Genomic DNA, 14,686 nt, shown 5'->3' with positions numbered 1-14,686 from the left:
AACGAACAAAAAAAATTAGCAATCCAAAATGGAATGGATTGCTAATTCCTATCAATCACCTGACACTCTTACTGCTTGAAACCTTGTGTTTTCCACACATTATCTCAATGAGTCGATTCAAGATTAATAGAGCGATCGGGTTATGCTCGATTTGACTGACAAGTTTCCAGGTAACCGTTAGGATCGACCCTTCGCCCATGTCTTGTTTGATAACGGAGCCGCCATTTTGCCCGAGCCATCCTTCGAAGTAACCAGAAGTGATATCTACATTCTCCGAAAGCAAGGGATTGCCAAACATGTTCACGGTCTGCTTTTTACCTACCTTTTTGTAATCCTTGAAAGGAATCACATAATCCGGAATTAATCGATCGAATTCCCATCCCATTTCAGGTTGGATCGGTAACCCTTCAAACCAAGCAGTGTCCACATAATTCATTGAAGAAGCACGGGCCCAGCTTTCCCCAATATCCAGCTGACGGAAGGAATAATGGGCTTTATTCTTTACACCATCCCCCTTTTCCGCGAAGAAGATGACTTGACTGCCCTTCTTGGACTGAGCAAGGATTTCCTTATTAAGACTATTAGTAAGAATCAGATTCGCTTGAGTTATTTCTTCCACCAAAAGGCCGCAGACCTTTTACCACTCTGCTACACTTCCGTCTTTATGTCTCCAAACCGGATTTCTCCAGTTATGGCCAATCTCAGCCATTTTTCTCACGTGATCTTCGTTAATCTCAATACCAAGACCGACTCCGTCTGGAATTTTTACAAACCCCTCCTCATATTCGAATACTTGGTTATCCACGATGTAATCTAGCAAATCACTACCTTGGTTATAATGAATACCTAGACTTTGTTCCTGGATAAATGCGTTATGACAAGTAGCATCGACTTGCAAGCAGGCAGCTAATGCAATCGGTCCCAATGGACAGTGAGGAGCAGCTGCCACATCGAAAGCCTCCGCCATGGATATGATTTTCTTACATTCGGTAATTCCACCAGCATGTGATAAGTCGGGTTGGATGATATCGGCATATCCATCAGTCAATAACTTTTTGAAATCCCACTTGGAGAACATTCTTTCACCTGTCGCAATCGGGATCGCTGTATGATTGGCGATTTCACGCAATGATTCATTATTTTCCGGTAATACAGGCTCTTCAATGAACATCGGTCTGAAAACTTCCAATTCTTTTGCAAGAATTTTTGCCATTGGCTTATGCACTCTTCCGTGAAAATCAATACCAATTCCTACATATGGTCCCACTGCCTCACGTACAGCTGAAACCCGAGCTAACACTTGATCAATTTTTTCATAGGAATCCACATATTGCAGTTCCTCGGTACCATTCATTTTTACCGCTGTAAATCCTTTAGAAACAACTTCCCTGGCAGCTTCGCCGACCTCTGTCGGACGATCCCCGCCGATCCATGAATAAACTTTAATCGATTCTCTTGCTTTTCCTCCAAGAAGTTGATGGACTGGAGCATTATGATATTTCCCTTTAATATCCCAAAGTGCTTGATCAATTCCAGAGATTGCGCTCATTAAGATAGGACCGCCACGATAGAAGCCTGCTCTGTACATCACATTCCAATGATCTTCAATATTACGCGGGTCTTTTCCAATAAGGTTTTCCATTAATTCATCAACTGCGGATTTTACCGTTGCGGCTCTACCTTCAATTACCGGTTCTCCCCAACCAACGATTCCTTCATCAGTTTCGATTTTTAAAAATAACCAGCGTGGTGGTACTTGGAACAATTCATAGCTTGTGATTTTCATAGTAAATCTCTCCTTAAAAGTTTTATGTTTTTCCTAAGAACGAATGGCTGAGACAAATGCTTCTGCTTTACGGGTTAAGTCCTCTAAGTATTTCTCGTTGACTTCATGCTTTGTGTCGAGCAGCGCGCTTCCAATTCCGAAGCCGACCGCTCCAACTTTTTGGAATTCAGCGATATTTTCTAACGTAACGCCTCCTGTTGGCAACAGTGGGATATGTGATAAAGGACCACGAATATCTTTTATATAACCCGGGCCGATGCTTGCTGGGAATACTTTGATGATATCGCCACCGTTTTCATAAGCCGTTAAGATTTCTGTTGGTGTAAAGGCACCGGGAATACTTACTGCCCCATATCGTTTGGTCATTTTGATTGTTTCCAAATTAACCGTTGGGGATAAAATAAACTTCGCACCAGCAAGGATCGCTGCCCGTGCCGTTTCCTGGTCCAGTACTGTACCGGCACCAACCACCATTTCATCGCCAAACGCTTCGGAAACGAGTTCGATCGAATGTAAGGCGTTGGGAGAATTCAGCGTGATTTCTATTAATTTAACGCCACCGTTTCTTAAAGCTCCTGCAATTTTCACCGTATCCCCAGGCTTTGAGCCACGGACAATGGAAATAACCTTGTGTTTTAAAATAGTTGAAAGCGCATTCATTTTTGAACCCTCCTTCTTGCTGTTTAGCGGATGACGTCATCTTTGTCAATACGGTTCATATATTCTTCCAGTGCTTCTTTATCTGGAAGACCCTCGATATCCCCGCTGACCTTTGTGACGATTGCTCCAATGGCACAGCCTCTTTTCACCGATTCTTGAATGGACCGCTCATCCAGTAAGCCCGACAGTACACCGGCAGCAAAACCATCTCCCGCCCCAATCGGATCGAGCACAGTTTTGACCGGGTAGGCCTCCACATAGCCAGAATCTTTGGGGGTTGAATAGTAAGCTCCTTTTTCACCAAGCTTCACGACCACCATTTCCGCCCCTAAGTACTTACATTCTGCCGCGATTTGCTTACAATCCTTTGTTTGAAATAAATAGTCACCTTCCGAAATACCGGGTAAGATGATATCAGCCTTAGCGACTATTTCCAATAACATGTCTCTTCCTATTTTTTCATCTAGTAACGTTTTTCGTATGTTTGGATCAAAAACAATTTTCACTCCATTTTTTCTAGCAATCTCGATCGCATGAAAGACGGTTTCTTTGCATGAATCACTAAGCGCCGGGGTTATGCCTGTAATATATAAGATCTTCGCTCTCGCAATGTAGCTTTCTTCCATATCAGCAGGAGTCATTTTACTGGCAGCTGAAAATTTTCGGTAATAGAAAACCTTTGAACTATCGATAGTTGTTCGTTCTTTTAAAAACAGCCCAGTGGGAGCGCTTTCATCTTCTTTTACAAAAGAAGTATCCACTCCTTCACCACGCACACTTGCAATAATTCTTTTTCCAAGTTCGTCCTTACCAACTCTGCTCATCCAGCCTGTTTGATAACCAAGCTTCGCCAGGCCGATCAGTGTATTGGTTTCTGCCCCGGCTACCCTGGAAGAATAGTTTCGGTTATATCTTAATTGACCCGTTTCTTCAGGAGAAAATAAGATCATCGTTTCTCCTAAACTTACAACATCCATACCTGTCCCTCCTTCCATTAAGGTTGACCTTGACCTACCTTGTAGCCAATACTGGTTGACACTTCTTTTGAAGTGAACAACAATTTTTCTACAATCGTTTCCCTTTGTTTGATCATTCTTTCTTTAGGTCCTGCCACACTGATCGCTGCTTGAATGGAATTATCCGCTCCATATATCGGAGCCGCCATACAAAATAACCCTTCTTCATTTTCCTCATCATCGATGGAATGACCCAACTGCTTAAAGATATCAAGCTGCTGTTCCAACTCTTGTCTATCGGTAATCGTGTGACCCGTAATACGAAGTAATTCCGTGCTGTCCAGAATTTGATTTTTTTGTTGTTCGTTCATAAATGCCAAAAAGGCTTTTCCAAGTCCTGTACAATATAATGGTTTATGACTTCCCGGCTGAGCAGTGGTTCGAATGGAACGATTGTTATCAATCTTCGCTACATACACCAAGTCCTTCTCCGACAATAACGCCATAAATACAGTCTCTTGTACATCCTCCATCAACCTTTTTAAATAAGGTAACGCCTGTTTAGAGATATCTAACGACTCCAATGCAGCGCTTCCAATCTGGATCAACTTTGGCCCTAACTTATATTGGTTAAAAGAATCCAGAGAAAGATAACCTTCCTTAAATAACGTACCAATCAGACCAGATGTACTGCTCTGTGGAAATGATAACTTCTCGCTTATTTCCTTAATCGTTAAACCATCTCGATACTGGCTTAATAATTCAAAAACTCTCAAAACACGTTCTGCCGATTTAACTGACATCTGTTGTTCACCTCTTTGTTAAATCACATATGTGATTTTAAATCTTATATGTGATATGTATTTTCATACTATCATATTGAAAAATAAATGCCAACCAATTCAGTAATTATTTGGTTTTTTTGCATTTTCCAATTAAGGTTATATCGTCCTTGAGGGTTGGTATCATTGTTGGTTTAACAGGGATCGTATTAACTGTAAGAATCCTACCCAGTTGAATGTTCTACTTATTACCAAACATGATGAAGAACTTGGGAAAGCGTTTGGACAGCGTGCTGTTGAAATGACGAAACGAATGATCTATGTATAGTGGATTTGAAAAAGCCATTGCTTCTGTTGAGCAATTGGCCTTTTCATATGTAATTCGACTTTATGAATCTTAATACTGAAGGGAACTGAATATTTCGAAAAAAAGACGCACAATGTAAATCGCACGCCTTTTCACCTTCAACTATATTGATTTACAAAAATCACTCTCCACGTTTCCTTTTTCATGCATACTTCTTACTTTCCTCGTCTTTAAAAAAGCTCTTCATTGCGTGGAAAACGTCTGCCTTTTGCTTAAGGATATAGTACCTGAATTTTTCATTATCGATATTCTTATACGCTGTCATTAATGTCGAATGACGATTGTATTGATTGACTTCACCATACCCGAACATATTGGAAACCTTCATGAGTTCTTCAACAAGCTTAACGCATCGGACGTTGTCAGATGTGAGGTTATCACCGTCTGAAAAGTGAAACGGATAGATATTAAACTTCGCAGGGTCATATTTATGATCAATAAGTTCTAATGCTTTTCGGTATACGGACGAACAAATCGTACCGCCGCTTTCCCCTTTTGAAAAGAAATCCTCTTCCGGAACCACCTTCGCTTCGGTATGATGAGCAATGAACTCGATTTCTACCGTTTCATATTTTGTCCGCAAGAAACGGTTCATCCAAAAGAAAAAGCTTCGAGCCATATATTTTTCCCATAATCCCATACTACCGGATGTATCCATCATTGCCAGCACAACTGCTTTGGAATCAGGTTTCTGGATCTCATTCCAGGTTTTGAATTTAAAATCTTCCTGATAAATAGGGTGAAAACCCGGGTCACCGCTTAAAGCGTTCCGTTTGAAAGCAGATATCATCGTTTTCTTTTTATCGATATTTCCCATTAAGCCTGTCTTGCGGATATCGTTGAATTCGATATGTTCAAGCGTATGCTCTGCCTGTTCTTTCTTCTGGAGATTAGGCAGTTCCAACTGGCTGAACAGGGCTTCCTCCAATTCCATCATTGACACTTCGGCTTCATAATAATCCTCACCGGCCTTGTCACCTGCACCTTGGCCCTTACCGGCCCCGGCGTCGGACGGCGAGCCATCCCTTGCAACCACGTCCCCCACTTTACTATCTCCATCGCCTTGCCCTACATGTTTGTTTTTATCATAGTTATAACGAATTTTGTATTCATCCAAGGAGCGAATGGGAATCTTGATAACATCCCGGCCATTGGACATTACGATGCTTTCTTCTGAAATTAAATCAGGTAAATTATTCTTGATGGCTTCCTGCACCTTTTCCTGATGGCGTTGTTGATCATCATAGCCTTTCCGATGGAGGGTCCAATTTTCCTGTGAGATAACATATTGTTGATTATTCTCTTCCGACATTCTCTTCCCCCCTTAAAAATGTTTGCACGCTTTTCATCATTCCTTCATATAATAAATTAGTGTGAGAAAGCCCACATCATTCCGGTTTTTCAATGAAAAAATACTGTACGAAAAAACGGATTAAAAGAAAAGTATTACTCTATCTTATGCAGCGGTGCAGGATAATTTACAACAAAATTCAAAATGGATGTTTGCCTACGAACTAGACAAGTCATGACATGTACATTAGAGGCCCTTTTAAGATTTTTTTAAAACGTTACTGCAAAATTGGTATTTCATCAAACCGAATAGACCTGATGTTTTTCAGTCTTTTCGGTTTCTTGTATGCTTCATTTTTTGGATTGGCTGGGGTACATAATCTGCATAGCAGAGACATAAAAGTACATTTCAAAAAAAGCAATGAAAACAAAAAAAGGGTGCTCCAGTAATTTTCTGGGCATCCCTTTTATATAGATAGAATGATTCTGGTTATGATATTCGTCAATCTTTATCTTCTTCTATTTCATGTTGAACTGTACCGGGGCGTTTATCCCACTGTTTCAATTCTTCATTCGTCCTTTGATTTTCCATCTGCTTCCCAAGTTCTTTCATTTCTTCATAATCCTTCGCCATGGAGCTATTTTCCGGAACATGCTCCTTTTTCAATTCTTCTTTACTCATTTTTTCATCACCTCTACTTATTGATACCCAATATTTCCAAATCCAAAACGTAACATATCTGATGGAAAGATGGGGTATAGATAAGACATTATGAGCAATCTAAGGAGGTGCAAGAAATATGCAAACAACTACTCTTTATGTAAAGGAAGCAACATCAGAAGGGCCGATATTAAATCTAGAGTCCATACTTTTAAAAACGGAAGGTGTGGAACGTGCGATCATCGATGTTGATGATGGGGAAATTAAAATTGATCATAGCGAAGAAAAACTTTCACCTGACCAACTTATCACACTTATTGAACAGTACGGTTTGAATGTAACTAAATAGAAAACAAAAACTCCGGGCTCCCCTCCATTGAGAAGTGCCCGGCATTTTTTTGTCTTAGGCCCTGTTTAACTTGATTGTTGATTTTCTTCAATTAATAAGCGTTTTCGAAATGAAAATCGAATACAAATTTTTTTCGAATGGCGAGTAAGTAATATTCACCCCCCTTTTCTTAACTTCGTATGTTAATTATTGATCATTTTCATTAATAATCCCGCAATATACTAAATCCTCATATTTACTGTCTTTTATGACATGTTCCTTTAATATCCCCTCTTTTTTCATACCAATCTTCTCCATAACTTTACCTGAAGCAAGGTTCGATAGAAAATATCGTGCAAACACTTTGTGCAATTTCTTTTCTTCAAAAGCAAATTGCAAAATCGCTCGTGCTGCCTCTGTCGCATAGCCATTTCCCCAATATGGCTCGCCAATCCAATAGGCTATTTCTCCGTGGTTAAAACTTTTATTGTTCGATAATGCAATTGCTCCAAATAATTCGCCAGTTTCCTTGTCTGTTACCGCGAACTCATAATTTTTATCAGCCATAAAATTATCGTAATGGTGCCCCATCCAGGATAAAGCATCATTTAAACTATACGGATAAGGTAGGTACAATGTATTTTTGTAAATATTATTGTTATTGCAAAGGGTCGCAACCGCTGCTGCATCGGGTGTTTGAAATAATCTAAGGACGAGCCTTTCTGTCGTAATCATTAATTTTTCACGAACATAATCCATTCAATCGACTCCAAATCCTGCCCTTTTCTTAACTAAGGCAACTTGTTTTTCTTTGATTATAGATAACTGTTCACACATATTCCTGAAAACCTTGTTACACTATCATTTTTTATAATGGAATCGTTGCGTTTGTTTCATTCGTAGGATATAAGTAACTTTCCGTAAAAGTCGGTAAACCCCTGCCCGATAGGGGGCAGGGGCAAAAAAGTATGGATTACCGATTTAACAAGCTGCCCACGTAGCGCAGCAAATCATTGGCTGAAGTGGAATTATATCCGTGCTCATCGATAAGTCTCGTGATGACTTCGTTCACTTTCTTCAGTTGCCTTTCGTCTGGTGTCTTCGTTGAAGTGGTGATCTTAACTACATCCTTCAAATCGGCAAATAGTTTTTTCTGGATCGCTTCCCGTAAACGATCATGTGAATTATAATCGAATCGCTTACCTTTACGCGCATATGCAGAAATTCGAATCAATATTTCTTCGCGGAATGCTTTTTTTGCATTCTCGGAAATTCCAATTTGCTCTTCAATCGAGCGCATCAATTTTTCATCCGGGTTAATTTCTTCCCCAGTCAAAGGATCGCGCAGTCTTGATTTATTGCAGTATGCTTCGACATTGTCCAGATAATTATCCATGAGGATCTTAGCCGACTCTTCATATGAATAGACAAACGCCTTTTGCACTTCATTTTTTGCAATGGCATCATATTCTTTACGTGCCAGTGAAATGAAATTCAGATACCGCTCCCGAAGTTCGTTCGTAATGGATGGATGTTGGTCAAGACCTGCTTTTAATGACATAAGTACATCCAATGCATTAATGGACGGATTTTCCTTACGAATGATCGTTGAGGAAATTCGGTTAATCACATAACGTGGATCGATTCCGCTCATGCCTTCGTCCTGATATTCTTTTTTCAATTCATTGATGTCAGCGGAATTAAAGCCTTCCACGTTTTCCCCATCATAAAGCCTCATCTTTTTCACTAAATCTATATCGCCCTTTTTGGGATCCTTAAGGCGGGTCATGATGCTGAAGATTGCAGCCACCCTTAATGTATGCGGGGCTATATGAACATCGGAAACATCACTTTCATGAATCATCTTTTCATAAATCTTTTCTTCCTCTGTAACCTTCAGATTATATGGAATCGGCATGACAATGATCCGGGAATGCAGTGCTTCATTTTTCTTGTTGGAAATGAAAGCTTTATATTCCGTTTCATTCGTATGTGCCACGATAAGTTCATCGGCACTGATCAATGCAAACCGTCCCGCTTTAAAATTTCCTTCCTGAGTCAGTGAAAGCAAATGCCATAAGAACTTCTCATCACATTTCAGCATCTCCTGGAACTCCATCATCCCGCGGTTCGCCTTGTTCAGCTCGCCATCAAAACGGTATGCACGCGGATCCGATTCGGATCCATATTCGGCAATCGTCGAAAAATCGATGCTGCCCGTCAAATCAGCAATATCCTGTGACTTAGGGTCAGAAGGACTGAATGTTCCAATACCAACACGTTTATCCTCCGAAAGGAAAATACGCTCGACCATTACATCTTCAATTCTGCTTCCATACTCTTGTTCTAACCTCATAACATTCAGCGGCGAAAGATTACCTTCAATTCGGATGCCATATTCCTCATAAAAATCCTGCCGTAAGTACTGTGGGATGAGATGCAGTGGATCTTCGTGCATAGGGCATCCCTTTATTGCATAGATGGCACCAGTATCTTTTAACGAATAATTTTCAAGTCCACGCTTCAGTAAAGAAACGAGCGTAGACTTCCCTCCTGAGACAGGACCCATCAAAAGCAAGATCCGTTTACGTACATCCAACCGCTTTGCCGCCGGATGAAAATATTCCTCGATGAGTCTTTCCAGTGAATCTTCAAGGCCAAACAACTGGCCGCTGAAAAAATTGTATTTCTTTGATCCATTTACTTCCTCTATCCCCGCATCTCTGATCATGTTGTATACACGTGAATGAGCAGATTGTGCAACCAATGGTGTTTCTTTCAAGATGTCTAAGTACTCTGCGAAGGTGCCTTCCCACTTAAGCTTCTGTTCATCTTCTCTAAATTTTTCGATTTTCTTTAAAATATCCATTTAAGGAACCTCCCCCTGTCACTTTCAGAGAATACTTAAATCTATGCACCAAGTCTGACAAACATGTCAGACTTTAAAAAGTCGCCGGGCATTGTTTCGAATCCCCCTTCACTCTTTTTGTATCTAAAAAGGCTTATTCATTGAACAATTGATGACAAAACAGCTGACAAGAAAAATTGTGTGCACTCCTGCTAAAAATTAGGGTATACTAAGCCTATACTTAAGTGGGACAATATGGGTAAAGGGAGGTCACAACATGGGCACAGTTATTATCGTTGCAGTCGCTATTACATTTTTAGCCGCTATCTTCACTGCTGGGTATGACGATAAACCAGGTGTGAAATAAAGAATATAAAAGCCTTTCTTAAATTCCAAAAAGGGGACAGCAAATTAAAATTTGCCGTCCCCTTTTGCATCCAATCCATATAGATAGAAAAAAGCACTTTCGTTATTAAATATCTTTTTAAAATGATTAAAAATAAACACTGCCATTGATTTCCGCTTATCGAAGCCTGAAATCAATGGCAGTGCCTTCATATTTTATACAGCGTTCTTTTTTTCCGTTTGAGATGTGATGTCGTTCTCCATTGATCTCAAGTCGTCGTTTACCTTTTGCCCTTGTTCCAAATATTCTGTTTGGAATCCACTCTTTATTGCCCAACTATAGAACACTAGTGATAAACATGTAATGATGACCATATCCCAACCAAATGGAATTACATTCAGTCCGCCAAACTTTTCACTGCCTAAGTATGAAATGGTCATCATACAGAGTAAATAAACAACCATCCAAAGCCCTGCTGAAAAGTTTTGACGGAATCCCTTCCATTTTATTTTTGATTGATAATAGAAATAAACGGGAAGACCAATCATAATGATAAATAATACTTGTCCTGTCAGTGGCCATCTTGCCCAATATAGAACTAAAGAAGCAAAAACGAAGCCAAGTGGTGCAATAATACTTAATCCTTTTAAACGTAATGGTCTATACAAGTTCTGACCTGTGCGTCTTAATGTTATAACAGTAACTGGACCCGTAATATAAGAGACTAAAGTCGCAACCGAAATAACCTCTGCCAGTACACCCCAGCCTCTAAACATGAATAAAAATAAGAACGATACGCCTAGATTTAAAAACATGGCTTGACGAGGGATACCATAAAGAGGATGTAGTTTTCCAAACACGCTTGGTAAATATTTATTCTTTTCCATTCCATAAAGCATTCGTGACGTTGTAGCCGTGTATGTTATTCCCGTCCCCGAAGGAGAAATAAAAGCATCCACATATAGTAAAATAACTAACCAGTTTATGCCTAAAACAATAGCTAAGTCAGCAAACGGTGAATTGAAATTCAAATGTTGCCATCCGTTCACAATCATAGACGGATCAACGGCTCCAATAAACGCAACCTGTAATAAAACGTAGATGACCGTTGCAATTAATATGGAACCAATTACTGCAATTGGGATCGAACGTCCAGGATTCTTTGCCTCACCTGCCATATTAATTGGACTTTGAAAACCGTTAAATGCAAAGATAATACCAGAGGTTGCTACAGCAGTGAGTACACTTGCCCAACCATTAGGTGCTATACTTCCTGCAGACGTAAAATTGGATGCATGAAAACCGGCAAATAAAAGTGATCCAATCGTAAGTCCAGGTATAATAACCTTAAAGACTGTAATAAATGAATTAGCTTTCGAAAACAAACTAACTGTCCAGTAATTTAATAAAAAGTAGACGATCAATAATGCAGAGGCAATTGCCAAGCCTCCCCCAGTAAGACTTCCATTTTCCACTAAACCATGTGTCCACTGTGCCCATTCCCATGGCCATGAGCTCATATATTGAACAGAAGCAATCGCTTCAACCGGAATTACGGAAACGATTGCAATCCAGTTTGCCCAACCTGCAAGAAACCCTAAAAACGAACCATGAGAGTACTGCGTATACTTTACCATTCCCCCAGCTTCAGGAAACATTGCCCCTAATTCACTGTAAGAAAGTGCGATAAATAAAATGACGACCATCCCGATAATCCAAGAGATAATGGCTGCTGGTCCTGCAATTTGTGCCGCTCTCCAAGCTCCGAATAACCAACCTGAGCCAATAATAGAGCCGAGTCCCACCATCGTTAACGAAAACGTTCCCATCTTTCGCTGCAAATTATTCATATGTTTATCACCATGCTTTCCAAAATTATTCCTTACGTTTAAAAGTAACAAGATTAATGATTTCTCTTACTGCATTACATCACCTCTTGTTATAGTTTAGTGAATTGATAGGGAAATCTTTAGGATGGTACCCTATATTGATTTTTTATAAGAACAAAATTTTCTTTACTTTCAGAAAATACTTAGATCCCATTCTTGTGCCATTTGTTTCAATAACAAACTACCTGTTACGCTATTCCCATATTCATCTATGGCCGGTCCATAAATACCAATACCACATCCATCTTGAAAAGGCAGTCCGCTTCTGGCATTTGGAGGAACTAACGCCATAATCCCACCAGATACTCCACTTTTGGCTGGCACCCCAACAAAAGCCGCAAATTTCCCCGAGGCATTGTACATTCCACAAGTAAGCATTAATGCTTTGGCTAGTTTTGCCACTTTTTTAGGGAGAACTTGTTCTTTACGAATAGGATGGTATCCATCTTGTGCAAGAATCAATCCAAACAGGGCTATGTCTTCCGTGGTCACTTCTATGGAACATTGCTTCAGGTAAACCTCCAAAGCTTCCTCAACATCCGATTCTAAATAATTCGCCTCTTTTAAATAGTGAGCTAAAGCTCTATTTCTATGAGAGGTTTGCCACTCAGATTGATACACTTCCTCATTGATGGTCGGGCGCTTCCCTAACAAATTTTCAAATAATGCATAGAGAAATTCCAATTTTTTTTGTGAAGAATCCCCTGGAAGAAGCGACGCTATAGTAATCGCTCCAGCATTTATCATAGGATTAAACGGTTTTCCCGGCTTATGCATTTCTAAACGAATAATTGAATTGAAAGCATCCCCAGTTGGTTCCACATCGACCCTCTCTAAAACATAAGAAATGCCGCAACCCAAGCATGCGGCTATAAAGCTGAGCACTTTTGAAATACTTTGCAACGTGAAAGGGACTTCACAATCCCCTGACTTCATCATTGTTCCACCTGGCTCTAGTATGCAGATACCTAATTGCGATAAGTGTATATTGCTCAATGCCGGTATATAATTGGCGGTTTGTCCTTCTGTTGCATAGGATCTGTAGTGTGCCACCCATTCATCTAAGCAGGCTTGCTTTTGGCTATTAACGTGAATGTCATACTCTTTTGACAATTCTTCAATCACATTCTTCCACCTCATTAGTTGTTTGTGCTTACTTTATTGGATTTGCTGAAAACACAATGAAAATCGTTAAGCGCTTTCAAAATATTTCTATCTACCTTTAATTTTAAAATGGGAACTACATAAACATACGAAAACCTACAAATTCTAAAAAATAAAAATCCACAAAAAAAACGTGATTAATTCACATCAACTGTTACCATTATTTGTTGATAGAAAAACAGATTGGTTTTGCCATAATTGGTACTAAGCCGTTTAATCAGGAACAAAGTAAGCGTTGTATTGAAGCCGATGTAACTGTATACTGATTTTTTAAACAAATTGGGAGGTGACGACTTGAATCTCAGTACGTTAATGAAAAAAGAGGTCAATATCCTTGTTCTGATGTTATTAACAGTACCATTAGCAGGCGAATTGAGTTTTTATCCTTTAAATGAAACGTTTCGAATAAGTTTTGGTCCGCCTGCACTTTTCTTCTTTTTACTATTATTACAGAAAACACCTGCCATTTTTTCAGGCATCTTGACAGGAACAATGGTTGTGGTATTTCGAATCCTAATAGACTTTTTCATGCATGATAATTTTTCCTGGACTTCTTCTTTCCAAGTCCAATATCCTAGTTTTTTCTTTTATTTCACCTATTCCTTTCTTTTTTCTTTAGTGAAAATACACCGCTTTCAAAACCGATCTTTAGTTATTGGGTTTATTGGTCTCATTATCGAAATATTGTCCGACTCTGTAGAATTATTCTTTCAATATATTGTATTAGAAACAACGATTACGTTAGGTTCACTAAATGAGATGATCGTGATCGCATTCGGCCACAGTTTTATCGTTTTAAGCTTTTTTAATATGATGAAACTTTATGAAGCACAATCACGAGAAAAGCAAATCAGAAAACAAAATGAACATATGCTGATGCTCATTTCAAATTTATATGAGGAAACGATTCATTTAAAAAAAACATTAAAAAATGCAGAGAATATTACAAAGAAATCGTATGATTTGTATCGTGATTTAAAAGAACTGGAAAAAAGGGAAAAGCAACCTGATGTTCCTGCACAGCAATATAGTCAAAAGGCTTTGCGTATCGCGGGTGAAATGCATGAAGTTAAGAAGGATAATCAACGAATTTTTGCTGGTCTATCTAAATTGATCTCCAATGAGAGTTTTAAAGATTATATGAATGCTGCTGAACTCTTTCATTTAATTATCCGAATTAATGAAAAATATGCCTTATCACTTGGAAAGGATATTCAATTTGAATACTCATTGGATGGAAATAACCATTCACATTATCATGTATATACCGTATTATCTCTTTTCAATAATTTAGTCGCTAATGCAGTGGAAGCAATTAAAGAAAAGGGAATCATTCGTTTAAGTTTGTGTGAAATTTGCGACAATGTAGAATTTAAAGTGGCTGATAATGGACCTGGTATCCCTCAAAAATATCAGACCGTTATATTTAAACCTGGATTCACTTCAAAATATGATCAATACGGAACACCTTCAACAGGGATTGGACTCTCATATGTTAATGAAGTCGTGAAAGAACTGGGGGGGGACATCCTATTTGAAAATAAGCTTAACGGGGCCCTTTTTTCAATAAAGTTACCAATTCATAAGTTGATTCAGAGAGGATGATTTC

The 14,686-nt window shown here is 39.2% G+C and carries 13 protein-coding genes; 2 read left to right on the top strand and 11 right to left on the bottom strand.

Annotated features, from left to right (window positions below):
* Positions 1 to 55: 55 nt before the first annotated feature.
* The 7 genes from QUF78_RS05420 to QUF78_RS05390 all read right to left on the bottom strand — a co-directional run bounded on the left by QUF78_RS05420 (position 56) and on the right by QUF78_RS05390 (position 6,523).
* Positions 56 to 619: a hypothetical protein gene (locus QUF78_RS05420; protein WP_289323869.1), complete on the bottom strand. Its 564-nt coding sequence runs from the start codon at positions 617 to 619 to the stop codon at positions 56 to 58.
* Positions 620 to 637: 18 nt separating this feature from the next.
* On the bottom strand, positions 638 to 1,786 hold the full coding sequence (gene dgoD / locus QUF78_RS05415; protein ID WP_289323868.1) for a galactonate dehydratase: 1,149 nt from the start codon (positions 1,784 to 1,786) through the stop codon (positions 638 to 640).
* A 33-nt stretch (positions 1,787 to 1,819) separates the two neighbouring features.
* Positions 1,820 to 2,446, bottom strand: a complete 627-nt coding sequence (locus QUF78_RS05410; protein ID WP_289323867.1) for a bifunctional 4-hydroxy-2-oxoglutarate aldolase/2-dehydro-3-deoxy-phosphogluconate aldolase — start codon at positions 2,444 to 2,446, stop codon at positions 1,820 to 1,822.
* 23 nt (positions 2,447 to 2,469) lie between these two features.
* Positions 2,470 to 3,423, bottom strand: coding sequence for a sugar kinase (locus QUF78_RS05405; RefSeq protein WP_289323866.1), 954 nt, complete (start codon positions 3,421 to 3,423; stop codon positions 2,470 to 2,472).
* Between the two features lie 17 nt (positions 3,424 to 3,440).
* Positions 3,441 to 4,205, bottom strand: coding sequence for an IclR family transcriptional regulator (locus tag QUF78_RS05400; RefSeq protein WP_289323865.1), 765 nt, complete (start codon positions 4,203 to 4,205; stop codon positions 3,441 to 3,443).
* Positions 4,206 to 4,693: 488 nt separating this feature from the next.
* Complete coding sequence (yhbH, locus tag QUF78_RS05395) at positions 4,694 to 5,863, bottom strand: sporulation protein YhbH (RefSeq protein ID WP_289323864.1); 1,170 nt, start codon at positions 5,861 to 5,863, stop codon at positions 4,694 to 4,696.
* 480 nt (positions 5,864 to 6,343) lie between these two features.
* Complete coding sequence (locus QUF78_RS05390; protein ID WP_289323863.1) at positions 6,344 to 6,523, bottom strand: hypothetical protein; 180 nt, start codon at positions 6,521 to 6,523, stop codon at positions 6,344 to 6,346.
* Positions 6,524 to 6,641: 118 nt separating this feature from the next.
* On the opposite strand from QUF78_RS05390, the gene QUF78_RS05385 reads away from it, so the two are divergent.
* On the top strand, positions 6,642 to 6,851 hold the full coding sequence (locus QUF78_RS05385) for a hypothetical protein (RefSeq protein ID WP_289317779.1): 210 nt from the start codon (positions 6,642 to 6,644) through the stop codon (positions 6,849 to 6,851).
* Between the two features lie 186 nt (positions 6,852 to 7,037).
* Here the strand turns inward: QUF78_RS05385 and QUF78_RS05380 are convergent, their stop codons facing one another.
* The 4 genes from QUF78_RS05380 to QUF78_RS05365 all read right to left on the bottom strand — a co-directional run bounded on the left by QUF78_RS05380 (position 7,038) and on the right by QUF78_RS05365 (position 13,035).
* Positions 7,038 to 7,589: a GNAT family N-acetyltransferase gene (locus tag QUF78_RS05380; protein ID WP_289323862.1), complete on the bottom strand. Its 552-nt coding sequence runs from the start codon at positions 7,587 to 7,589 to the stop codon at positions 7,038 to 7,040.
* Between the two features lie 214 nt (positions 7,590 to 7,803).
* A complete protein-coding gene (locus QUF78_RS05375; protein WP_289323861.1) occupies positions 7,804 to 9,699 on the bottom strand; it encodes a PrkA family serine protein kinase in 1,896 nt (631 codons plus the stop codon).
* A gap of 540 nt (positions 9,700 to 10,239) precedes the next feature.
* A complete protein-coding gene (locus QUF78_RS05370) occupies positions 10,240 to 11,874 on the bottom strand; it encodes a glutamate/serine transporter AimA (RefSeq protein WP_289323860.1) in 1,635 nt (544 codons plus the stop codon).
* Positions 11,875 to 12,045: 171 nt separating this feature from the next.
* Complete coding sequence (locus tag QUF78_RS05365) at positions 12,046 to 13,035, bottom strand: glutaminase (RefSeq protein WP_289318474.1); 990 nt, start codon at positions 13,033 to 13,035, stop codon at positions 12,046 to 12,048.
* A 384-nt stretch (positions 13,036 to 13,419) separates the two neighbouring features.
* On the opposite strand from QUF78_RS05365, the gene QUF78_RS05360 reads away from it, so the two are divergent.
* A complete protein-coding gene (locus tag QUF78_RS05360) occupies positions 13,420 to 14,682 on the top strand; it encodes a sensor histidine kinase (RefSeq protein ID WP_289318475.1) in 1,263 nt (420 codons plus the stop codon).
* Positions 14,683 to 14,686: the final 4 nt, after the last annotated feature.

The organism is Peribacillus sp. ACCC06369, assembly GCF_030348945.1.
Taxonomy (GTDB): Bacteria; Bacillota; Bacilli; order Bacillales; family DSM-1321; genus Peribacillus.
The sequence above is the reverse complement of the archived record's forward strand: the minus strand, read 5'-3'. Positions and strand labels throughout refer to the sequence as shown.

Coding starts and splice junctions, on each gene's coding strand:
- QUF78_RS05410 (WP_289323867.1), bottom strand. CDS start 2,446: ATGAATGCGCTTTCAACTATTTTAAAACACAAGGTTATTTCCATTGTC.
- QUF78_RS05370 (WP_289323860.1), bottom strand. CDS start 11,874: ATGAATAATTTGCAGCGAAAGATGGGAACGTTTTCGTTAACGATGGTG.
- QUF78_RS05385 (WP_289317779.1), top strand. CDS start 6,642: ATGCAAACAACTACTCTTTATGTAAAGGAAGCAACATCAGAAGGGCCG.
- QUF78_RS05405 (WP_289323866.1), bottom strand. CDS start 3,423: ATGGATGTTGTAAGTTTAGGAGAAACGATGATCTTATTTTCTCCTGAA.
- dgoD (WP_289323868.1), bottom strand. CDS start 1,786: ATGAAAATCACAAGCTATGAATTGTTCCAAGTACCACCACGCTGGTTA.
- QUF78_RS05400 (WP_289323865.1), bottom strand. CDS start 4,205: ATGTCAGTTAAATCGGCAGAACGTGTTTTGAGAGTTTTTGAATTATTA.
- QUF78_RS05380 (WP_289323862.1), bottom strand. CDS start 7,589: ATGGATTATGTTCGTGAAAAATTAATGATTACGACAGAAAGGCTCGTC.
- QUF78_RS05375 (WP_289323861.1), bottom strand. CDS start 9,699: ATGGATATTTTAAAGAAAATCGAAAAATTTAGAGAAGATGAACAGAAG.
- QUF78_RS05360 (WP_289318475.1), top strand. CDS start 13,420: ATGTTATTAACAGTACCATTAGCAGGCGAATTGAGTTTTTATCCTTTA.
- yhbH (WP_289323864.1), bottom strand. CDS start 5,863: ATGTCGGAAGAGAATAATCAACAATATGTTATCTCACAGGAAAATTGG.
- QUF78_RS05390 (WP_289323863.1), bottom strand. CDS start 6,523: ATGAGTAAAGAAGAATTGAAAAAGGAGCATGTTCCGGAAAATAGCTCC.